Below are 21,557 nucleotides of genomic sequence, written 5' to 3' on the forward strand. Positions count from 1 at the left end.
CCTCAGGCGCTCTGGCCAAGCGCGCTAACCGCCAGCGCTTTGTTAAACCGCAGCCGTCCGTCATAGGGCGGCCGGCTGTACTCTTCCGGGTCGCGTTCGAGGTCGAACTGCGGCTCATAGCCCTGGCTTAGATAGAGCTTCACCGCCTCCGGCTGGCGAAAGCCGGTGGTCAGGTAGATATGGCTGTAGCCCACCAGCACCGCCCGGCGCTCCAGCTCCCGCACCACCTTCGCCGCCAGCCCCTGCTGGCGCAGCGCGTGATGGGCCCAGATACGCTTAATTTCGGCGGTATTGGCGTCCTTCGGCTTATAGGCGCCGGTGGCGATAATCTCGCCCTCGCGCTCGAGGACGATAAACAGCCCCTGCGGCGCCAGATACCATTCGGTTAGCTCAACTTCGGCATCGCGGGAAAAATAGTCCCCGTAGCGCGAAGCATACTCGGCAAACAGGCCGTCAATAACCGGCTGCAGCTCGGGGGCTTCGGGTGAAACATCGCGGAATATGTCGCTCATACTGACTCCTTTAATCGCCCAGTCCGGCCGGGTTAATCTCTGACTGCGGAATGCTTTCGACGCCTTCCCCCCAGCGGTTAAGCACTTTGGCGTAATCGCCGCTGTGGATGGCGCCGTTCAGCGCCGTTTGCACCGGGGTGACCAGGCCGCTGCCCTTTTTCACCGTCACTGCGATATGGGCCGCCTTCGGCCAGCCGCCGTCGACGCTGCCAACCAGTTTGGTTTTGCCGGTTAGTGCCGCTTTCCATGCACCAATCACGTTAGGGCCAAAAAAGGCGTCGGCGCGGCCGGACTGGATCGCCAGAGTCTGAGCGGCGTCATCTTTGGTATAGACCGGGGTAAAAGGCTTCAGCCCCTTCTTGAGGTTTTCCGCGTTCCACGCCAGCAGAATGGCCTCCTGATTGGTACCGGAGCCGACGATAATGCGCAGGCCGGCAATATCCTCCGCCCGGTCAATTTTGCTCAGCGGGCTGCTGCTTTTGACGTAGAAGCCCAGCGAATCCTTGCGGTAGGTGGCGAAATCAAACTTCTCTTTGCGCTCTTTGGTCACCGTAATATTGCTGATCGCGGCATCATATTTGCCGGAGACCACGCCGAGGGGCCAGTCTTCCCACGATGTCGGAACCACGTTCAGCTGCAGGCCGAGGCTATCGGCAACCAGGCGGGCGATATCCACCTCGCTGCCGAGCAGGGTTTTGTTATCGTCAGAGAAGACGGTGAGCGGCGGCGAGTTCAGCGCCGCCACCGCGACGGTGAATTTCCCCGGCACCGCGAGGTGCAGATCCTTCGGCAACTGGGCAATCGCCTGCGGATTTTTTGCCGTGTGAACCGGCGCCTTATTGGCTTCGATGCTGACCCCGGTGCCGTTGATATTGACGTTCTGCGCCCACGCCGAAGCGCTTGCGGCCAGGGCGAACGCGAGGATAAGTGATTTTTTCTGCATAGCGGCGGTTCTCTTATTATTGTTGTTGGAATTGATTGACCGGCTCAGCCAGCCCTAAGCTGGCGCGCAGCGTGGTGCCGGGATACGCCTCGCGGAAAAGCCCCCGCTGCTGCAGAATGGGCACCACCTGGTCAACAAAGCGCGGGAAGGCGTCCGGCGTGCCGCCCTGGATAATAAAACCGTCGGCGGCCCGCTGTTCAAACCACGCCTGCAGACCGTCGGCGACCTGCTGCGGGGTTCCGGAAAAGCGCGGACGCGGGCTGGCGGCTTCCAGCGCCACCTGGCGCAGGGTCAGGCCGCGCTCGCGGGCGTTGCGCTTAATCTCATCCGTAGTGCTGCGGAAGCTGTTTTGCCCGAGATCGCCGATATCCGGGAACGGTTCATCAAGCGGGTACTGCGCAAAGTCGTGATGCTCGAAATAGCGTCCGAGGTAGTTCAGGGCATCCTCGATCGACACCAGCGCGGCGGTGGTCTGATACTGCTGCTCTACATCTTCAGCGCTATCACCCACGATGACGCTGACGCCCTGGAATATATGCAGCTCATCTTCCTGGCGGCCGTACGCCGCAAGCTGGTCTTTGACATCGCGATAAAACGCCTGCGCCTCCTCGAGCGATTCCTGATGGGTAAAAATGGCGTCGGCATGGCTCGCCGCCAGCTTTTTACCATCAGCAGAGGCACCCGCCTGAAATATAATGGGACGCCCCTGCGGGGTGCGGGCAATATTCAGCGGACCGGCAACCTTAAAAAAGTCGCCATGATGATCGAGGCTATGCAGTTTATTTTTATCAAAGAACTGGCCGCTGGCCTTATTGCGCACGAAGGCGTCCTCTTCCCATGAATCCCACAGCCCTTTGACCACCGTTAAATATTCATCCGCGATGCGATAGCGCAGCGCATGGTCGGGGTGCTGAGCGCGGGAGAAGTTCTTCGCCGAGCCCTCCAGCGGCGAAGTAACGACGTTCCAGCCCGCCCGGCCCTGGCTGAGATGATCGAGGCTGGCGAACTGGCGCGCGGTGGTAAAAGGCTCGCTGTAGGAGGTTGACAGCGTGCCCACCAGGCCGAGATTGCGGGTCACCGCCGCCAGCGTGGAGAGCACCGTCAGCGGCTCAAAGCGGTTTAAAAAATGCGGGATTGATTTTTCATTAATATACAGGCCGTCGGCGACGAATATAAAGTCGAGCTTCCCCTCTTCCGCTTTTAACGCCGTTTGTTTAACAAACTCAAAATTAATGCTGGCATCCGCCAGCGCTAGCGGATGACGCCAGGCGGACATATTTCCCGAGGCGCCGTGTAATATCGTGCCAAGCCGCAGCTGTCGTTTTTCAGACATCGTTTACCCTTCCTTTGCCGATAATTAAAATTTAAATTTGCTGTAAGGCTCGTTCCGCCAGGCTCGCAAAATAGCGCGCCGCCGGGGCGATTAAATTCTCATCCGGATTAAAACCGGGATGGTGGAGACCGAATTCGCTGGCGCTGCCGATGCTGACGAAGGCGCCGGGAATATGCTGCAGGTAGACGGCAAAATCTTCCCCGCCCATATGCAGATCCGCATGATGGGTACGGTAGCCGACGTCGTCGGCAACCTCGCGGGCAAACGCCGCCCAGCGCTCATCGTTAACTAATGCCGTTGGCCCGGCGTACCAGAAAACGTCAATCTGCACGCCGAAGGCGCTGGCAAAACCGGCGGCGATTTCGCTCACCCGCGCCTTTACCCGCTGCTGTACTTCGCTGCTGTGGGTGCGCAATGTTCCCTCCAGCTCCACGCTCTCCGGCAGAACGTTCCAGGTGTTGCCGCCCTGGATCCGCGTCACGCTCAGCACCACCGAATCGAGGGTGTTCACCTCCCGGCTGGCGACGCTCTGCAGCAGGGTGACCAGCTGGCTGGCAAGCAGAATAGCGTCTTTGCCTTCGTGGGGCCGCGCGGCGTGGGCGCCTTTACCGGTAATCTTAAAGACGAAGCGATCGACGTTGGCATAAAAGGCGCCGCCGCGGGTCGCGAATTCCCCCACCGGCAGCCCCGGCTCATTGTGCATGCCGAAAATGGCCGTCACCCCTTCCAGAGCGCCGGCGCGGATCAGCGTTTTGGCGCCGCCAAAGTTCTCTTCCGCCGGCTGAAACAGGATCCGCACCCGGCCCGGCAGCTGCGCTTCGCGCTCTTTAAGCAGCAGCGCGGCGCCCAGCATCACGCTGGTGTGAATGTCGTGGCCGCAGGCGTGCATCACGCCTTCGTTTTGCGAGCGATACGCGAGGCCGGTCGCTTCTTCGATCGGCAGCGCATCGATATCCGCCCGCAGGGCAACCACTTTCTCGCCGCTGCCCACCTCCACCACCAGGCCGGTTTTCAGCTCGTAGGGCAGCAGGCGCAGGCCGCCGCTTTCCAGCCAGTCGCGGATGCGTGCGGTGGTGGCCACCTCCTGCAGAGAGAGCTCCGGGTACTGGTGCAGCTCGCGCCGCCAGCGGATCAGCCGTTCAGCGAAGCTCATGGCAGCACCTCCGCACCCTGATGGGCCTGGGCCAGCAGGCGCAGCGAATTGAGCCGCGCCGGCCCTTCGGCAACCGGAGTGTCGATAATAAATTCATCAATTCCCCACTCTGCGTGCAGGGCGTCCAGTCTGCGCTTTTACCTCATCGGCGGTACCGGCCAGCAGGGAGGATTCGCGGCGGGCGATGCGCGTCGGCGCGCTGCCCGCCTGGCGGGCAAAGGCGATGCCCTGGGCCTCGCTGCCGACGGTCACTCGTTGGCCGTTTTCCAGCTCGACGCCCCAGACCTCAACCTGCTGCGCCAGTTCGCGCGCCGCCGCGCTATCCTCGGCGACGATCGCCTGGACGGCGATAATGGCGTCCCGGCGGCTCAGCGTCCGCCAGCGGGTCAGCACCTCGCGCAGCAGCGCTTTATCGCCGTTAAGGTGGGCGGCAAAGACAAAGTTCCAGTCCAGCTGGGCGGCGAGCCGGGCGCTCTCAAGGCTGGCGCCGAGCAGGAAACCTTCCGCCCGCCGCGGCGGGATCGGCGTTGCCCGCACGCTCTCTTCGCCTTCAGCTTCGGTCAGCGACAGCCAGTTATCGAGCTGCGCCAGCTGGTCGGCAAAGGTGCCTTTATCTTCCTGATTCAGCCCCTGCTGCAGCGCGCGGGTTGAGAGCGGCAGGCCGCCGGGCGCTTTGCCGACGCCAAGATCCACCCGCCCCGGCGCAATAGAGGCCAGCAGGTTGAAGTTTTCCGCGACTTTATAGGGGCTGTAGTGCTGGAGCATCACCCCGCCGGACCCGACGCGAATCTGCCGGGTCTGGCCGAGGATCCAGGCGATCGCCAGCTCCGGCGACGGGCTGGCCAGCAGATCGGTATTATGGTGTTCGGCCAGCCAGAATCGATGATATCCCCAGGCTTCCGCCTGTTGCGCGAGGGTTAAAGTTCGCGCCAGCGCCTGGGCGGCGGTCTCCCCGGCCGCAAGCGGGCTTTTATCCAGAATACTGATTCGATAAGACATTTTGCAGACTCGTGTTAACTAACATGTCTGCATTATTAGAATCTGGGGCAGCGGCTGAGAAACAATTTATTTACATGTACTCTGCCGGAAAATAGATATACCGGCTTAACGCTGAGCGGATTGCGCCGCCAGCCGGCGGAGAAAATCCTCCGTCTGCCGCGGGTTGCGCAGGCGCACAAAGCGAATGTGCCGATACGCCGGGTCGCTCATATCAGACTGATAGCGCTGGCGATTTTGCTTCCAGGTTTTGATGGTCCACCAGACAATGGATTCGCGGCTAAAAAAGGAGCGCCGGAAGCTCTCGCGGTTGCCGGTCCCCGGCCATAGCTCCTGATGGCGGCTGGCGCGGACCGTGGCCCGGCACACCGCCTGGCGGAGCGTGCGGCAGAATCCGTAGTCGAGCCAGATCACCAGATCGACCTCGCGCCACTTGACCGGGCGACTGCGGTTGTAATTGCCGTCCAGCACCCAGCCGGGGGCGTCGGTGGCGGCGGCAATCTTTACGAAGAACTCCTCGTCCGGCGTTCCCTGCCACTGCGCCAGCCAGTAGAGGCGGTCCATTTCGATACAGGGAAGCGCCAGCTGGCGGGCAAGCCGCCGGGCGAGGGTCGATTTGCCGACGCCGCTGGTCCCTACTACGTTGATTTTCATCGTCTGCGCTCAGCCATGTCTTGTTGTGGGGCTGAGAATAATAGCCGACAAACGGCCGCGCCGGGTGAGGAAAATAGCGGCGCGGCGCATGGACTGAACGGCGATAAGTGCCGTTTTAGCACCCCTGATACTGCTCGTCGCTGACGTGCTCCTGCCAGGTGACCGCGCTGCCGTTTTCCGCTTCGGCGATGGCAATATGCACCATCGCGGTCGCGCTGCTGGCGCCGTGCCAGTGCTTCACGCCCGGCGGGATCCACGCGATATCGCCCGGATTCAGCGCCTGCGGCTCTTTACCCCACTCCTGCAGCCAGCCGCGCCCCTGGACAACGATCAGCGTCTGGCCCAGCGGATGAGTATGCCAGGCGGTACGCGCGCCGGGCTCGAAGGTCACCGTTGCGCCGCCGACTTTTGCCGGTTCGCTGGCCTGAAACGGCGCATCGATACGCACGTCGCCGGTAAACCAGTCCGCGGGGCCTTTTCGTGAGGGCTGTGAACCGCTGGGGATAATATTCATGCCGATCTCCTCGTATGTGTAGCACTAAAGATAGCGTAAGCGCGGGGCCGCGCCGAGGCGGCAAAATAAGAAAAGTGCCATAGGCGGCATTAAGCACCTGCCGTTGTTTATGGCGCTAGCCGGCCAGCGCGGCTGTACGCGCGCGCATCGCACCGGCGACACTCGTATCGCCGCCGCCTTTTCCCCGCTCATGGAGAAGCTACGTCGTTGAAGCCATTGATATATAAGCAAGTGCGGTACAAACATGTTTTGCGTGCGTCACTATCACGTTGCGTGTAGGATGCTGCGCCATGCTCTGCTTATCTCCTACGCCAGAATGATGAGAAAGCCAGCATAACGTGCTGCCAATCGGCGGCACGGGGAGCCACTCATGGACATTGACAGGAAAATGGGTACATCAATGAATACAAAACACAACGCTGCGGCCGAACATCAGGCCGCAAAACGCCACTGGCTTAACTCGCAGGAGTCGGGTTACCACAAGGCGATGGGCAACCGTCAGGTGCAGATGATCGCCATCGGCGGCGCGATTGGCACCGGCCTGTTCCTCGGCGCCGGCGCGCGCCTGCAGATGGCGGGACCGGCGCTGGCCCTGGTTTATCTGGTCTGCGGCCTGTTCTCATTCTTTATTCTCCGCGCGCTGGGCGAACTGGTGCTGCACCGTCCCTCCAGCGGCAGCTTCGTCTCCTATGCCCGCGAATTTCTCGGTGAAAAAGCGGCCTACGTTGCCGGCTGGATGTACTTTATCAACTGGGCGATGACCGGCATCGTCGATATCACCGCCGTAGCGCTGTATATGCACTACTGGGGCGCGTTCGGCGACGTTCCGCAGTGGGTGTTCGCCCTCGGCGCGCTGGCGATCGTCGGCACCATGAATATGATCGGCGTGAAGTGGTTTGCCGAAATGGAGTTCTGGTTTGCCCTGATCAAAGTGCTGGCGATTGTCGCTTTCCTCGTGGTGGGGACCATTTTTCTCGGCAGCGGAAAACCGCTGGACGGCAACGCCACCGGCTTCCACCTGATCACCGATAACGGCGGCCTGTTCCCGCACGGCCTGATGCCGGCGCTGGTACTGGTGCAGGGGGTGGTGTTCGCCTTTGCTTCTATCGAACTGGTCGGCACCGCCGCCGGAGAGTGTAAAGAGCCGCAGACCATGGTGCCGCGCGCGATCAACAGCGTGATCTGGCGTATCGGCCTGTTCTACGTCGGCTCCGTGGTGCTGCTGGTGCTGCTGCTGCCGTGGAACGCCTATCAGGCGGGGCAAAGCCCGTTCGTCACCTTCTTCTCCAAACTCGGCGTGCCGTACATTGGCAGCGTGATGAATATCGTGGTCTTAACCGCGGCGCTCTCCAGCCTCAACTCCGGCCTGTACTGCACCGGGCGCATTCTGCGTTCGATGTCGATGGGCGGCTCCGCGCCGCAGTTTATGTCGAAGATGAGCCGCCATCAGGTGCCCTACGCCGGGATTCTGGCGACGCTGGCGATCTACATCATCGGCGTATTCCTCAACTATCTGGTGCCGTCGCAGGTCTTTGAGATCGTGCTCAACGTGGCTTCGCTGGGGATTATTGCCTCGTGGGGCTTTATCGTGGTGTGCCAGATGCGGCTGCGTAAAGCAATCAAGGAAGGTAAGGCGGCGGACGTGAGTTTCAAAATGCCGGGGGCGCCGTTCACCTCGTGGCTGACCCTGCTGTTCCTGTTCAGCGTGCTGGTGCTGATGGCCTTCGATTATCCAAACGGCACCTACACCATTGCTTCAATTCCGCTGATCGCGGTGCTGCTGGTCGCCGGCTGGTTTGGCGTTCGCCGTCGCGTTGAGGCGATTCATCGCACCGCGCCGGGTGCTCAGACGGCGCAAAAATAGCGCGTTTGCGGTTTGGCCGGAGCCGGTCAAACCGCACTTTTCCACGACGAGCCCGACTTAGTTATCTTTAACCAGCTGCGAAACGTCACTGCTGTTAATTTGACGCTGGTTGCCCGATTCGTCGGTATAGCTGGTCATGCCGGTGTCTTTATCCAGCTGCGGCTTGCCGTGGGTCACGATGGTCTGCCCGCTTTTCGTTGTCATCACATAGTTCGAAGTACAGCCCGCCAGTAAAGCCAGCATCGCGCCGGCGCACAGAACCATAAATGGCTTATTCATACATCCTCCAGAATGTTTATCACCGCCAATGTCAGGCGGAAAGCATTGATTATAAAGCCATTACATTAATGAGGCCAATAGGCGTTTGTAACAGAGGGTGATTCAGGCGAGCAGGAGGGGTCTCCCCCTCCTGTAAATCTTTACAGCGCGATGCGAATAACGTCATCCGGCTGGGTGGCTTCTTTCTGGCGGGTTGATTCCTGCTTCACGCTGACGTACAGCGTTTTACCGTCGGCGGAGAGCGCCAGGCTGTTAGGATAGGTTGGCGTTTTGATGGTTTTCACAACCTTGTAGGTTTTGCCATCGATCACGCTGACTTCACCGGCCTTACGATGCGTCACGTAGGCTTCATTACGCGTTGGGTTGAACAGCACCGCCAGCGATTCCGGCGCGGCGATTTTCTCCAGCACCTTGCCGTTGCGCAGATCGACAACCAGCACCTCCGGCTGTTTGCTGTCGGTAATGAAGGCGCGGTGGCCCGCGGCGTCAAGGCTCAGGTTCAGATAGAAGTGCTCTTTACCGTCATCCTGCAGCTTTTTACGGCTCAGAATTTTGTTGCTGTCGCTGTCGATGGTCAGCAGTTCGCCGTCGGCGTTAGTGGTGTAAATGCGCTTCGCGTCGGCATCAACCGCCAGCCCGGTGGCCATAGGGCCGGTGTTGGCAATAGTATCTTTCAGGGTCAGCTTTTCGCCATCAATCACCCAGATAACGCTCTCTTTACCCAGGCCGGTAATATAAACGGTGTTGGTCTTCTCATTCACCGCCAGCTCGCGCGGCGCCAGCGGGCGCACGGTTTCGCTGCGTTTGCGGGAGTCAAGCACCAGGCGGCCTTTTACCGCGCCGGTTTTGGCATCAATCGCGGTGACGGTGCTGTCGGTGGTGTTGCCAAACCACAGCGTTTGGGTGACGTTGTTGATCGTCGCGCCGAACGGCTTGAGGTCGTTATGGATAACCTGAGTCACCTCCAGAGTCGTCGGGTCGAGGCGATAGACGATCCCGCCTTTATCCAGCGAACGACTTTGCGAAGTCGCGACCCATAGGGCATTTTCCTGCTGGCTATAAGCCATCTCGTATGCGCCCTTTCCAACCGCCTTGCGCAGCATTTCTTCCGCCGCGTGGGCGCTGAAGCTCCCCGCCAGCAGCAGTGAAGTTAACAACAGTGAACGGCGCAGACGCGGCGCGGACAGATGACGTAATGACATGACGACTCCCTTTGATAAAACAAATATGTGCCTGCTCGACAGTGCTTCCGCGGCGTAAAGTCATAGCCTTACGCTATTTTATAAATGCGAATAGTAATCATTATTTAACGTAAAGTAGAGCGTTAATTGCGCTTACGGACGAAAAAAAATAGCCAATACATGACATTATTTAACTAAACTTCCGTTAATAATTTTCAAAAAATTACAAAGGAGTTAACATACGGAGATCTATTCCATTTGCTTCGTTTTGCGAGTGTTTTCATGAAAATCCTTTCCGCGCGCAGGGTTGCGCTTCCCGCCCTCTTCCTGCCGCTGGCCGCGATGGCTCAGTCCGGTCCTCAGGGCGAGCAGACGATGGTCGTTACCGCCGCCCCAACCACGGTTTCCGAACTCGATACCCCCGCGGCCGTTAGCGTGGTCAACGGCGACGACATGCGCCAGTCCGCGCCGCGGGTCAACCTTTCCGAGTCTCTGGGCGCCGTGCCCGGCCTGCAGGTGCAAAACCGGCAGAACTACGCCCAGGACCTGCAGCTCTCGATTCGCGGTTTCGGCTCTCGTTCTACCTACGGCGTGCGCGGGCTGCGAATTTACGTTGACGGCATTCCGGCCACCATGCCCGACGGCCAGGGGCAAACCTCTAATATCGATATCGGCAGCGTAGAGTCGCTGGAGGTTCTGCGCGGGCCCTTCTCCGCGCTGTACGGCAACTCCTCCGGCGGGGTGATTAACGTTACCAGCCAGAGCGGCAGCCAGCCGCCAACTATTGAAGCCAGCAGCTATTACGGCAGCTTCGGCACCTGGCACTACGGCCTGAAGGCCACCGGCACAGTCGGCGACGGTACCCACGCCGGGGACGTCGATTACACCGTGTCGACCAACCGTTTCACCACCCACGGCTATCGCGACCACAGCGGGGCGCGAAAAAATCTCGCCAACGCGAAACTCGGCGTGCGCATCAACGACGTCAGCAAGCTGACGCTGCTGTTCAATAGCGTGGATATCAAAGCCAACGATGCCGGCGGCCTGAGCTACGACGAGTGGCAGAATAACCCCCGCCAGTCGCCGCGCGGCGATCAGTACAACACACGCAAATCGACCAAACAGACCCAGGCCGGTTTACGCTACGAGCGCCAGCTGAGCGAGCGCGACGACCTGAGCGTTATGATGTACGCCGGCGAGCGTGAAACCACGCAGTATCAGTCGATCCCACGCGCGCCGCAGCTTAACCCGGGCCACGCGGGGGGCGTGATTGACCTCACCCGCCATTATCAGGGCATCGATACCCGCTGGACCCATCGCGGCGAGCTGCTGGTGCCGGTGACCTTTACCACCGGGCTTGATTACGAAACCATGAGCGAGCGCCGCAAAGGGTTCGAAAACTTCGTCATGGTCAACGGCGCGCCGCAGTACGGCGAAGAGGGCAACCTGCGGCGTAATGAACGTAATCTGATGTGGAATATCGACCCTTACCTGCAGACCCAGTGGCAGCTGACGGAGAAGCTCACCCTCGATGCCGGGGTGCGCTACAGTTCGGTGTGGTTCGATTCAAACGATTACTATATTACCCCGGGCAACGGGGACGACAGCGGCGACGCCAGCTACCACAAATGGCTGCCGGCCGGGTCGCTGAAGTACGCGGTTACCGATGCGTGGAACCTCTATGCTTCCGCCGGTCGCGGCTTTGAAACGCCGACCATCAACGAGCTCTCCTACCGTTCAGGCGACCAGAGCGGCCTGAACTTCGGTCTGCAGCCCGCCACCAACGAAACGGTCGAAATCGGCAGCAAAACGCGGATCGGTAACGGCCTGTTTACCGCCGCTTTGTTCCAGACCAATACCGATAATGAGATCGTGGTTGACGCCAGCAGCGGCGGACGCACCAGCTATAAAAACGCCGGCAAAACCCGCCGTCAGGGGATGGAGCTGGGGCTGGATCAGCAGTTCGCTGAGAACTGGCGCCTGAAGGCGGCCTGGACCTGGCTGGACGCCACCTACCGCACCAACGTCTGCGACGATGCCAGCTGCAACGGCAATCGTATTCCAGGCATCGCCCGCAATATGGGCTACGCCTCGTTCGGTTATCAGCCGGATCGCGGCTGGTACGCGGGCAGCGATATCCGCTATATGAGCGACATTATGGCTAACGATGAGAACACCGCGAAGGCGCCGTCGTGGACCGTCGTTGGGCTCACCAGCGGCTATAAGTGGAGCTACGGCAACATGGATATGGACGTTTTCGGTCGTATCGACAACCTGTTTGATCGCAGCTACGCCGGGTCGGTGATCGTCAACGAGTCCAACGGCCGCTACTACGAGCCGGCGCCGGGACGTAACTATGGCGTTGGCCTCAACCTCGCCTGGCGCTTTGAGTAACACGCCGCAGCCGCCGCCCGGGATAACGCCGGGCGGCGGCGTTAACGCTCCCGTTCCCGCTACAAGCCCGTACTCATTCGGCGCCTCGATATGCGCAGCACGATCGGGAAACCAGCCTGCAATCGGGAGAGTCTTCTTCCCTCCACCTCATAATGCGGCGTTCATCACGCTTTGTTTTATCCTCCCTCGTCTGTTGTGCTCCAGGGCGTTACCCTTATCACAAATATCGCCCATAAAAAGGAGCCGCTATGGCACTGCCAATCATCCTTGATTGCGACCCGGGTCATGATGACGCCATCGCTATCGTTCTTGCCCTCGCCTCGCCCGAACTTGACGTCAAAGCCATCACCTCCTCCGCCGGCAACCAGACGCCGGAGAAAACCCTGCGTAACGTGTTGCGCATGCTAACACTACTGCAACGCCAGGATATTCCGGTGGCCGGCGGCGCGCGTAAGCCGCTGATGCGGGAGCTGATCATCGCTGACAACGTTCACGGCGAAAGCGGGCTCGATGGCCCGGCGCTGCCGGAGCCTGATTTTGCCCCGCAGAACGTTACCGCCGTCGAGCTGATGGCGAAAACGCTGCGCGAAAGCCCGCAGCCGGTGACGATTGTCGCCACCGGCCCGCAAACCAACGTCGCCCTGCTGCTGAATAGCCACCCGGAACTGCATGACAAGATCGCGCGCATCGTGATGATGGGCGGCGCGATGGTGCTCGGCAACTGGCAGCCCGCCGCCGAGTTTAATATCTACGTCGACCCGGAAGCGGCGGAGATCGTCTTCCAGTCGGGTATTCCGGTGGTGATGGCCGGGCTGGACGTCACCCATAAGGCGCAGATTCATGACATGGATATCGAACGTTTCCGCCAGCTCGGCAACCCGGTAGCCACCATTGTTGCCGAGCTGCTCGACTTCTTTATGGAGTATCACAAGGATGCTAAATGGGGATTCACCGGCGCCCCGCTGCACGATCCCTGCACCATCGCCTGGCTGCTGAAGCCCGAGCTGTTCACCAGCGTTGAGCGCTGGGTCGGCGTGGAAACCCAGGGGAAGTACACCCAGGGCATGACGGTGGTCGATTATTACTTCCTCACCGGCAAGCAGCCGAATACCACGGTGTTGCTGGATGTCGACCGGGAGGGTTTTGTCGACCTGTTAGCCGAGCGGCTGGCGTTTTATGGTTGAACCAGGGTTCTGCGAGACGTTAAGTATTGCGATACTGCCTTCTGGATAAAGACAAGCGTCGGCAGTTTGCAGAGTCTTAGGCGACGAGTTTGTCAGGCGCAGGCCTGTCCGCTCGTTCGTCAATGATCCTGCTTTTGATCTGTCCGGTTGGATAGATCAGAGGCAGGCAGCGCCGTTAATTTCAGTATCGTGGCCGACAAACAGCGTTTACATAGGAAAGGTATTCAAGGATAACGGCTCCGAAGAGCCGTTATGACTAGCGGTGAATCAGGTCCAGTCTTCATAGCCGTTCTCATGGATCCAGACAATGCCGCCAGGGCAATCCTCTTCGTAAAACCAGATCTCCTCGTTCTTTTTTTTCCACTCATCTTCAGTTTTTGGAAAAGCAATCTTATAGCGACTAATCTGTTCATCTATAGAACCATCTAGAAATTTACCATGCTTACCAATTCTTATTTTCCCTTCATCCAAAAACCTTCCAAGCAACTCGAAAAAGTAAGATTTTCTTTCTTCATATGTCATTGATTTTTTTACCAAAATTATCAAGCCTCATAGCCGACCATATGGTCACAATAGATGATCCGTCCAGTTCGGTGCTAAATAATCTGTATTCATCATCGCTATATAACATAGCCCCTCCTCAGCGAAACTTAATCTCTATTTTGTTTTTAACTTTACCTTGTAATTCCTCCAGGCTTTCATTACCCATTATATCAATCGTCCAGCGAGCTTTTGTTTCGTCTTTGCTGGTAGAAATAATGTCACGCTGAAAATGCCAGCCTTTGAATGGTTTCATGTGCTGCTCCGTCAGCAAAAGGAGATGATAAGTTTATCACCTCCATATTTTTGCCACTGTGTCCCTAGTATTGCCTTTCTGTTAAAGAATGTATTTTACCTACCCCTCAGAAATGTATCATTCTTTTTTAACACATCCCCTCAACAGCGGATAAAGTTAATATTAGTCATTAAACAGATCATGCCAATTTGAACCTTTTCCGCTCCTCGATTCATAATATTTATCTACATCAATTGATATCCATTGCCCGTTATCTTCCACACTCAACTCTTTTACAAGGATACTTTTTCTACCCGTTAGATTTTCTTTTTCCAATACACCTTTCAACTTCACATGATGGAATAATCGCGTCTTTCCCCCACCATACAAGCTGACATTAGCTTCCAGATTATCAGACAGATTGTTATTTTTAACAGCAATGGAAGGGCTCGTAGTATAATCATCACCATAATCCAATCCAATAATATAAAGGTCACCATCATCCAGATAAACAATGTAACCCTCAAACATTATTTCTTGCTCATCAAGTGGAAAAAGAATTAATTCATTTATACTTTTCATTTCAATGTCACCCCATTAAAATTCATCGCTTTTTCAAGGATATCTGCACGTATACCAGTCGCACCATTAAAAGGATCTCTAATCATGTAATATCCTATGTTATCAATTTTTTTATAGGAGTCAACAATGATGAAATGACCGCCACTGCCAGTTTCTACATTGATGATTGATGGTTTTCCTTTCATACTCAACTCTCTTAACGTACTAGGAAGTAAAGTCTTTGTAGGAGAGTTAGCGATTCCATTCTTAGATAAAACAGAACTTATCTCATAAACATTAACACCAGTATCCCTGATGTTATCAAATTGTTTCACGACTGAGTCTAAGTTAACTGTACTGCCCTGATTATCTCTTATAATCATAGCACATGTTGTAGGCCCACAAAGATTACTTCCACCTGAGACATGAGATGTCTGATTGATATAGCTACCTTCAGGGGTGTAGCTAACTTTTATTTTTGAGCCAACACCTTCACCAGCCCCATCTATAACATGAGTCCCATTTTTATAGACAGTAACTAAATAATCCTCCGTTTTTTTCGTTAACACAGAACCTGCTGAGACCTCCTTTTTAATAAGGTCAGCAACAGGTTCAATATTAAACGCATTGTTTTTTAAAGTGCTATCAGCACTTTTGATTGCCTCCCAGGCAAGTTTTTTTGTCGTCTCTGAAGATTTGCCCACGAGCAATGTACTACCTGCAGCAATAGGTCCAACGCCAATAATTGCCTCTGGAGCAATAATGTCAGCAGCGTAGATGCCAGCCTGATTCAGACATAGCGCGGGATTGGTTTTACATCCTGCAACAATCAGACGAGCAGCCAAAACTATTTCAGGTGCTGCACCTAAGATTGTTAATCCTCCGACTGTGACAGCAAGGCCTCCGCCTGCAGTAACAGCAACCATAGCGGCAGCCTCCCGCCGGGCCTGAACACGCTTCGCCGCCGCCGTATCTCCTTTACTCGCTGCCAGAATATCCCGCTGATTATCCAGAGCATACTGTTGCAACATATGCTCCGTCATATTGTAACGATAAACATTTTGCGCGCTGTCCGCCCCGCTGTATGCGCCTTCTGGCGTATGCGTGGTCAGCGCGCCGGTCAACGCGCCAATCACGCGGGCCGTTTGCTCTTTTGCTTCATTACCATTTAGCGCTTCCTGCAGACGCCGCAACTGGCGCTCTTGCTCATTCAGATTAGCGGGTTCAAACAATGAGCTTTGCATAATAACGCCGGCCATCTCCGCCGCCAGGGCACCAGCGGCCGCGCCTTTCCCGTCACCCCGACCGATTTCCGCGCTGATGCCCGCCAGCACAGCATGGCTGACCGATTTTCCGGCCACGCCTAACACTTCACCGTTATCCCCAATCAGCCCGGCCCCTTCAGCCTGAACCTGATTACCAATATTTGATAACAGCGCATTGACCAGATTGTCCTTAAGGCTGCCGCCATTGATGGTAGTGTTCAGGCTGGAGCTGATAACTGACTGACCGGCCACGCGCTGGACAATTTTCCCCCAGTCTTCATTTCTCACCAGAACCGGTAATTTTGCTTTATCGGGCGGAACATCAATATTCATGACTTTATCAAAGCCCGCCAGGGCACCGCCGATAGCCATAGACGTTGCCAGAGATTTAACGGAGCTACTGCTTCCAAGGCTTTTAAGAGTTTTTGACAGATTTCCCTGATTTTCAACCAGCGCAACCGCCGCCTGAGAAACCAGGGATGTCATACCCGCATAGGCTGAGCCATACACTGCCGTAGAAGCCGTTGCGCCCGTAACGCCGGTTGCCGTAATCGCGCCGTTTCCAGCCAAAGCAGCGAGCCCCGTTCCGGCAGTAACTGCAGCCGCGGCTATCGCAATCACCGCGGCAACCGCCGGATTCAGACTCTGGCTTTTATAGTTCCAGCTGTCGTAGGCATCTTTGACCACATTCCACTGCACGTCATTACGGGTGTTTAACCCTTTTAGCCATTCGGTGCCCGGCTGAACGCCGAGGGCGGTTATGGCTCCCTGCAGCGCCTGACCATTTTTGGTTTTAACATCAGCACTGATGCCGCTTGCCGCATCCACCGTCAGCTTACCGCCGGCATAAACGGAAGGCAGGACCCATTTGCCTTCGCTGTAGCCCTTATTTGCCTGTTTAATATAAAAGCCTTTTGAGGTGCTGACAGTCTGCTCGAAGGTCGTATTCTTCACCGCCAGGAAATTAACTTTCCCATTGGTACTGGTCAGCGTCGCATTTTTCCCCGCCTCGATTTTACTGGCTTCATAGGTACTGTCATCGCGACTCAGCAGGTTTAGATTGCCTCCGGCGGTAAACTCAGTCACCCGATTGGTGGTCGTGTGCTTTGTCTGCTTAACCGTGGTTTTCTTACCCCACCACTTTCTCTTCGTAGTCTGACGTTCGTAATGACTGGACTCTTCCATCGCCTGGGCATATAGCCAGCCGCCTTTCGCCGCCACGTCCATCGCGCCTTTCGCCAGCAGGCGAGATGCCTGGAACAGAATACTGCCGCCCGAAATCACCGTCAGAGCGCCACCCGCATTAAGCGTCACACCGGTCTGGCTGACGGTCTCCGTCCAGGTGCTCCCGGACTCCCGATAAACGGTCCCCCGCGCGGACTGAAATTGCATATTCCCGCCGGAGGTCAGCGTGATATTACCGTTCGATGTCAGCGTGCTACCGTCGGCCAGGATACTTTCGTTTGCCGCCAGCGTCAGTGCCCGCGCCCCGCGCAGGTTGGTAAGTACATTAAGCTCATCGCGGTTGTTATCGTTCTGACCATCCGTGACGCCATAGCCATAAGCGCCGAGCCAGATATTTTTCCCGGCCTGCAGGGTAGTTTTATTTCCGGCTATAACATTGGCACCAGGCAATGCAATATCCGCAGCAGCATTAATGAGGATATCTTTTCCCGCGGTCAGTGAACTGCGCAATTCAGGCGTACGGTTTTCAGCAAAGTATGGGCTGAACCGGCCGCTCAGGGTGCGCATATTCATATCAGCATGCATGCCTGCGGTCATGTTTATGTTCCCGCCGGCGTCAGCCTGAATACCTCTCAGAATTAAGTACTTTCCACTGCTTAGTGTGATATCCCCGGCTGCACGCAGCGGCTCTCCGGGCAGCATCCGGTTAAACAGTTCCTGTTTGCGGGCCGGGGTCAGGACAACGCCCGGGCGCTCATGGTCCAGCATGGCTTCATTTTTATCCAAGGTGATATTACCATTCGCAACCAGAGAAATGTTCTGGCTCAGGACCGGGAAACGGGTGTTCCTGAGCAGAATATTACCACCTGCTGTCATGGATAAATCACGTGAAGCCTCCAGACTCCCCAGCCAACGTAGCCCATTGGAATGGAAATAGTTCGGCTGTTCACTGGTATGGGAGTTCACGTCGCCAGTACGGCTGACGAGAGTAATATTCTGTCCCTTGAGTTCACTTTGCCATGAGTCGATATTCCCGCCAGCTAAAACAGAAATGTCCTTGCCTGCAGTGAGTAGCGCCAGTGCCACTTTAGTGAAGGTATCGGACTGGAGTGTAATATCACCCGTCGCTTTCATAACATCAGTGGTAATGATGCTACCTGCATGCAGCAGGATATTTTTTGCGGTGATGGTGTCGGAACGTGACATTACACCAGAATACTGCACACTAGTGTTATAAGGTTCATTACTCTCAATGCGATCGGAAAAGTCGGCCACAAAATTTCCGCCAGTAACAACTTTACTGGCTAAATAACTTTGTGGGCTCCAGCTATATCCTTTTTCACCGGTATCAAGATAGCTCATCGGAGGATAAGGCCAACCCAACTTATCATATTGCTTATAGGCTTCAGTATCCGGAATGAATTTATTGAATCGTTCTTTGATCCCTACAGAATGACTCGTGGAAACAAATGTTTTCCCTGTCAGGATGATGTTACCCTTAGCTTTAAGTATACTGGCATTGTTCCGTAACCAATCAGCATTGATGAAACTATTTTTACCCGAGTCAATAACTGCCTCAGGCGTACTCATTTTAACTAAAGTGCGAGTACGTTCATCAGGTATCCATCTGTCGATATTGCGAGTGACGTATGTGCATTCCTCAACCGAATTACAGGGTAACATCCATTTCTCCCGCTTCGCATAATCCTCCTGATAAAGGTCTTGTCGATTTTTTATATCACCGTTTTTATGCGCATTGAAAAGTACGCCATAAATTCTCATGCCTTCACTGTCTACTGCTTCAGACTGTGACACTATGGTTAAAACATCGCGTACATTGCTGAGTTCATTGGTTCGTATAACTAGATCGCCGCTATTCGTCTGGATTCTGGCTGAACGATTCTCCACCAGTGTCGCTTTATTACCCTGCGCATCCTTCTGTATCCACAGATTGTTGTTGCTGTGCAGGGCCGCCCCCTCGCCGGTGTTTCGCACCGTGGAGGCAAACACCCGCATATCCCCGTGAGCCGTGGTACTGCTGCGGTTATCCACTGTTGTGGCCGCCAGCGTCATATCGCGCTCTGCCCGTACGCTGCTTCCGGCTGGTATGACAATCTCCCGGCCGCTGACGTTCAGATCTGTCTGCGCTTTGACGTTGCTGAGGGTGATTTTTCCGGCCGCCGTCAGGGATATATCCCGCTGGGTTGAGGTAACGCTGTTCAGATTAACCCCCACCCCGTCTTCGGTGGCGACAAGACGAATTTTCCCGGCGTACATACCGCCCAGCGCCTTCGTATCAACCGCCAGCTGAGGTTTCGCCCCCTCCCCGGCAACAGGTTTTACCGTGCCATCTTTAAAACTGACCTGGTTCGCCCCCAGGGTCATGGTGAGGGTTTTCGCGTTAATTTTTCCATTCAGCTCGGTTGCCCGGCTGATAATATCAACATACTCCGCGCTATTTCCGTCGAGGCCATTGCTGCCGATAATCACTGAGCCTTTCTTAACGGCTAATGCATCCAGCGCCCCTTGTTTATCGAACTGCGGCTTGCCAGTGGTCAGGGTAACCGAAGGCGCGTTAATAAATCCGCAACCATCGCAGGTAATACCGTTCGGGTTGGCTATCATTACGCCAGCTTTATTACCAAAAACTTCCAGCTTGCCTTTTAACTCTGAGCGGTTGCCGCTGGTCACCTCGTTGATAATGAGTTCAGCCGGTTTGCCTTTTAATCTGCTGTTACCGTTGTCAATGGTGACGCCCAGCTGGGTTTTTCCGCCCTGCGTCGCGTTATTTAACACGGCACCGGGGGCCCCCACGTTGAAATCCTGATAGGTGTTATGTGAAATGCCGGCACCGTTTGGCGTGGCGATATTCACCACCGGAACGTTACCGGGCTTGATGACAACCTGAGTATTCCCGTTAGCTGCAACGATGCCGGCGGCAATCGCGGGATGTAAAGGCTGAACGGCGGTAAGGTAGATCAACAGCCAGCTGGCGCCCCTGGCCAGCGGATGGGCAAGCTTATCCATATCTGAACATCCTTTTATTGTGGAGCCAAAAGGCCCCTGCTGTGTGCCGGCAGTTAAAGTGAAACGGTGGCCTGCCAGTAAACCACCTGTTTATCCGGGTTAAGTCGGTCGGGATACGATAGCGGCATGGCAACGGTCAAAGACTGACTGAGCCAGCGGCCCGCCAGCTCCAGTCCGAGAGAGGCCCCCGCCAGCGAGCCGCCATCGGTTATCCCTTTCTGGCTCACCACATGCCCGGCATCCAGCGCGCCCGTGGCCGACAACGTTCCCACACCGGGAATGGTCATCCATTGCCATGTCAGTTCATTGCGCCAGTAGCCGCCGCGGTTGCCGCTGAGATACTGTTCTTTAAATCCTCTGACCGAGTACTGCCCGCCAACGGACAGCTGCTCGCTGGCGTAAAGGCGGTCGGGCGTGGTTTGTCCGTATGCGGACGTCAGCCAGTACAAAGAGGGCGTGAGGGGATAAAACCAGCTGGCACTCAGGCTAAAGCGACGGAATTCACTGCGCGGTAGCTCAGGATGAGCGGGGTCGTCGCGGGTGGCTCCGGCGAGGCTCAGGCCATGTGAAAGCGACGGGCCGACCGTCAGGTAGCCATTACCGAGAGTACGACTGTAGCTGAGCCCGGCTATTACGCTGGTCAGCGTTGGACTGCTGACGCCAAGGCGTACGCCTCCCAGGCGATTCTCAGTTTCCCGGCGAGAAAAGGCCATATCCAGCGCCATCCGCTGTTTTCCGTCACGCCAAAGCGTTCGGCTAACCGCCAGACGCTGGGTCTGGACGTTCCCATCGTACCGCCAGCGAGAGCTCGAATCGCCAACGGATAACGTTTGATAAAAATCGGACCAGCCGTATTGCGCGCTGAACAGCCAGTATCCGTAAGGTACTGAGACTCCAGCCTGAAGGTTACGGCTGCGGCGGTCGTGGTGAAACTCGCTGTCCCTGCCTGCGGATAGCATCCATTGATCCGCCAGGCTGAGCGGATTATCTATGGTCAGCTGGGCATTCATCTGTCTGCTGCCGGTACTTTTTTGCCCGCTATTATCAGTCCCTAAGCTCAGGCTCACCGGCAAATGATGGTCAGTCGAGATCAGCTCTACCCGGGAAAACCCCTCTCTACTCCCGGGAAGAATATCTATGGTCAGGGCCCTGGAATGCAGACGATTGAGCTGGTCAAGTCCCTGCTCAAGGTCCCGCAGATTCAGAATCCGACCTTCGACCTGCGGGAACGCCATTCTGAGGGCGTTATCCTGGCTGCCGGCAAGAGTGATGGTTTCCACTTTTCCTTCAGTAACTTCAATCAGCAGAAGCCCACCAGAAATATCCTGTTCCGGCAGCCAGGCGTGGGAGGTAATGAAACCGCGGGAGAGATAGGCCTGAGTGATATCGCGAACGCGTAGCTGAATTTCCTGCAGGGACATACATCCTTTTGCCGGCACTGACGTCAGCGTCTTCTGCGCATCGCGAGGCAGAGCCGTACTCCCCTGCAGCCGGATTTGCTTAAGAGCAAAACATGGGCCTTTTTCAGCCGGCAAACTCTTATCCGGGGAAAGCTGTATGGGTGTGCTGTTTCGGAGCGCCTCTCGTTGCTGCTGAGTATGGTCCAGCAGAGCCTTCTGCTGTTGCTCAATAGCGCTCTGGTCGGCCGGACTCAAAGGCGCCGCAAACAGAGTAAAAGGCATGAGTAACGGCGCAATAAAAAACCAAAAGCGGCGCGATAATATCAGCATCAAAAAC

At 56.2% G+C, this 21,557-nt stretch carries 14 protein-coding genes and 2 pseudogenes; 3 read left to right on the forward strand and 13 right to left on the reverse strand.

Annotated features, from left to right (window positions below):
- Window positions 1-2: 2 nt before the first annotated feature.
- The 6 genes and pseudogenes from ABOC21_RS12690 to ABOC21_RS12715 form a co-directional block, all read right to left on the reverse strand.
- Window positions 3-512 (reverse strand): GNAT family N-acetyltransferase, encoded by a 510-nt coding sequence (locus ABOC21_RS12690; RefSeq protein ID WP_426814807.1) that lies wholly within the window; start codon window positions 510-512, stop codon window positions 3-5.
- Between the two features lie 10 nt (window positions 513-522).
- Window positions 523-2,788: pseudogene (locus ABOC21_RS12695) on the reverse strand (NtaA/DmoA family FMN-dependent monooxygenase).
- 31 nt (window positions 2,789-2,819) lie between these two features.
- Window positions 2,820-3,941 carry a M20 peptidase aminoacylase family protein gene (locus ABOC21_RS12700; RefSeq protein WP_426814808.1) on the reverse strand — a complete coding sequence of 374 codons (1,122 nt, stop codon included), beginning with the start codon at window positions 3,939-3,941 and terminating at the stop codon, window positions 2,820-2,822.
- Window positions 3,938-4,940: pseudogene (locus ABOC21_RS12705) on the reverse strand (LLM class flavin-dependent oxidoreductase). The gene ABOC21_RS12700 and the pseudogene ABOC21_RS12705 overlap by 4 nt, the downstream one beginning before the upstream one ends.
- 105 nt (window positions 4,941-5,045) lie before the next feature.
- Window positions 5,046-5,591 carry an adenylate kinase gene (locus ABOC21_RS12710; RefSeq protein WP_426814809.1) on the reverse strand — a complete coding sequence of 182 codons (546 nt, stop codon included), beginning with the start codon at window positions 5,589-5,591 and terminating at the stop codon, window positions 5,046-5,048.
- Between the two features lie 115 nt (window positions 5,592-5,706).
- On the reverse strand, window positions 5,707-6,105 hold the full coding sequence (locus ABOC21_RS12715) for a (R)-mandelonitrile lyase (RefSeq protein WP_426814810.1): 399 nt from the start codon (window positions 6,103-6,105) through the stop codon (window positions 5,707-5,709).
- A gap of 400 nt (window positions 6,106-6,505) precedes the next feature.
- On the opposite strand from ABOC21_RS12715, the gene ansP reads away from it, so the two are divergent.
- The gene (ansP, locus tag ABOC21_RS12720; protein ID WP_426814811.1) at window positions 6,506-7,969 is read left to right on the forward strand and encodes an L-asparagine permease; all 1,464 of its coding nucleotides are present in this window, start codon (window positions 6,506-6,508) and stop codon (window positions 7,967-7,969) included.
- A 57-nt stretch (window positions 7,970-8,026) separates the two neighbouring features.
- Here ansP and ABOC21_RS12725 read toward each other — a convergent pair whose 3' ends face one another.
- Entirely contained in the window at window positions 8,027-8,248 is a 222-nt protein-coding gene (locus tag ABOC21_RS12725; RefSeq protein WP_041145366.1) for a YgdI/YgdR family lipoprotein, read from the reverse strand.
- Window positions 8,249-8,388: 140 nt separating this feature from the next.
- Entirely contained in the window at window positions 8,389-9,450 is a 1,062-nt protein-coding gene (locus ABOC21_RS12730; protein WP_426814812.1) for a YncE family protein, read from the reverse strand.
- Window positions 9,451-9,711: 261 nt separating this feature from the next.
- Between ABOC21_RS12730 and pqqU the strand changes: the two genes are divergently transcribed.
- Both pqqU and rihA read left to right on the forward strand, forming a co-directional pair.
- Window positions 9,712-11,823, forward strand: coding sequence for a TonB-dependent receptor PqqU (gene pqqU, locus ABOC21_RS12735; RefSeq protein WP_426814813.1), 2,112 nt, complete (start codon window positions 9,712-9,714; stop codon window positions 11,821-11,823).
- Between the two features lie 248 nt (window positions 11,824-12,071).
- Complete coding sequence (gene rihA, locus ABOC21_RS12740; protein WP_426814814.1) at window positions 12,072-13,007, forward strand: pyrimidine-specific ribonucleoside hydrolase RihA; 936 nt, start codon at window positions 12,072-12,074, stop codon at window positions 13,005-13,007.
- Window positions 13,008-13,274: 267 nt separating this feature from the next.
- On the opposite strand, the gene ABOC21_RS12745 is transcribed toward rihA, so the two are convergent.
- From ABOC21_RS12745 to ABOC21_RS12765, 5 genes are all read right to left on the reverse strand, one after another.
- Window positions 13,275-13,529: a DUF596 domain-containing protein gene (locus ABOC21_RS12745; protein WP_426814815.1), complete on the reverse strand. Its 255-nt coding sequence runs from the start codon at window positions 13,527-13,529 to the stop codon at window positions 13,275-13,277.
- Between the two features lie 118 nt (window positions 13,530-13,647).
- Window positions 13,648-13,803, reverse strand: coding sequence for a hypothetical protein (locus tag ABOC21_RS12750; protein WP_426814816.1), 156 nt, complete (start codon window positions 13,801-13,803; stop codon window positions 13,648-13,650).
- Window positions 13,804-13,965: 162 nt separating this feature from the next.
- A complete protein-coding gene (locus ABOC21_RS12755) occupies window positions 13,966-14,364 on the reverse strand; it encodes a hypothetical protein (RefSeq protein ID WP_426814817.1) in 399 nt (132 codons plus the stop codon).
- Entirely contained in the window at window positions 14,361-19,820 is a 5,460-nt protein-coding gene (locus ABOC21_RS12760) for a DUF637 domain-containing protein (protein ID WP_426814818.1), read from the reverse strand. The genes ABOC21_RS12755 and ABOC21_RS12760 overlap by 4 nt, the downstream gene beginning before the upstream one ends.
- A gap of 53 nt (window positions 19,821-19,873) precedes the next feature.
- Entirely contained in the window at window positions 19,874-21,550 is a 1,677-nt protein-coding gene (locus tag ABOC21_RS12765; protein ID WP_426814819.1) for a ShlB/FhaC/HecB family hemolysin secretion/activation protein, read from the reverse strand.
- Window positions 21,551-21,557 lie beyond the last annotated feature (7 nt).

The organism is Klebsiella sp. WOUb02 (assembly GCF_050058015.1).
GTDB lineage: Bacteria > Pseudomonadota > Gammaproteobacteria > Enterobacterales > Enterobacteriaceae > Klebsiella.

What these genes read in the sequence shown, in the direction of transcription:
- ABOC21_RS12725 (WP_041145366.1), bottom strand. Translation starts at nt 8,248, where the DNA reads ATGAATAAGCCATTTATGGTTCTGTGCGCCGGCGCGATGCTGGCTTTA.
- pqqU (WP_426814813.1), top strand. Translation starts at nt 9,712, where the DNA reads ATGAAAATCCTTTCCGCGCGCAGGGTTGCGCTTCCCGCCCTCTTCCTG.
- ABOC21_RS12745 (WP_426814815.1), bottom strand. Translation starts at nt 13,529, where the DNA reads ATGACATATGAAGAAAGAAAATCTTACTTTTTCGAGTTGCTTGGAAGG.
- ABOC21_RS12700 (WP_426814808.1), bottom strand. Translation starts at nt 3,941, where the DNA reads ATGAGCTTCGCTGAACGGCTGATCCGCTGGCGGCGCGAGCTGCACCAG.
- ABOC21_RS12765 (WP_426814819.1), bottom strand. Translation starts at nt 21,550, where the DNA reads ATGCTGATATTATCGCGCCGCTTTTGGTTTTTTATTGCGCCGTTACTC.
- ansP (WP_426814811.1), top strand. Translation starts at nt 6,506, where the DNA reads ATGAATACAAAACACAACGCTGCGGCCGAACATCAGGCCGCAAAACGC.
- rihA (WP_426814814.1), top strand. Translation starts at nt 12,072, where the DNA reads ATGGCACTGCCAATCATCCTTGATTGCGACCCGGGTCATGATGACGCC.
- ABOC21_RS12715 (WP_426814810.1), bottom strand. Translation starts at nt 6,105, where the DNA reads ATGAATATTATCCCCAGCGGTTCACAGCCCTCACGAAAAGGCCCCGCG.
- ABOC21_RS12755 (WP_426814817.1), bottom strand. Translation starts at nt 14,364, where the DNA reads ATGAAAAGTATAAATGAATTAATTCTTTTTCCACTTGATGAGCAAGAA.
- ABOC21_RS12750 (WP_426814816.1), bottom strand. Translation starts at nt 13,803, where the DNA reads ATGAAACCATTCAAAGGCTGGCATTTTCAGCGTGACATTATTTCTACC.
- ABOC21_RS12710 (WP_426814809.1), bottom strand. Translation starts at nt 5,591, where the DNA reads ATGAAAATCAACGTAGTAGGGACCAGCGGCGTCGGCAAATCGACCCTC.
- ABOC21_RS12690 (WP_426814807.1), bottom strand. Translation starts at nt 512, where the DNA reads ATGAGCGACATATTCCGCGATGTTTCACCCGAAGCCCCCGAGCTGCAG.
- ABOC21_RS12760 (WP_426814818.1), bottom strand. Translation starts at nt 19,820, where the DNA reads ATGGATAAGCTTGCCCATCCGCTGGCCAGGGGCGCCAGCTGGCTGTTG.
- ABOC21_RS12730 (WP_426814812.1), bottom strand. Translation starts at nt 9,450, where the DNA reads ATGTCATTACGTCATCTGTCCGCGCCGCGTCTGCGCCGTTCACTGTTG.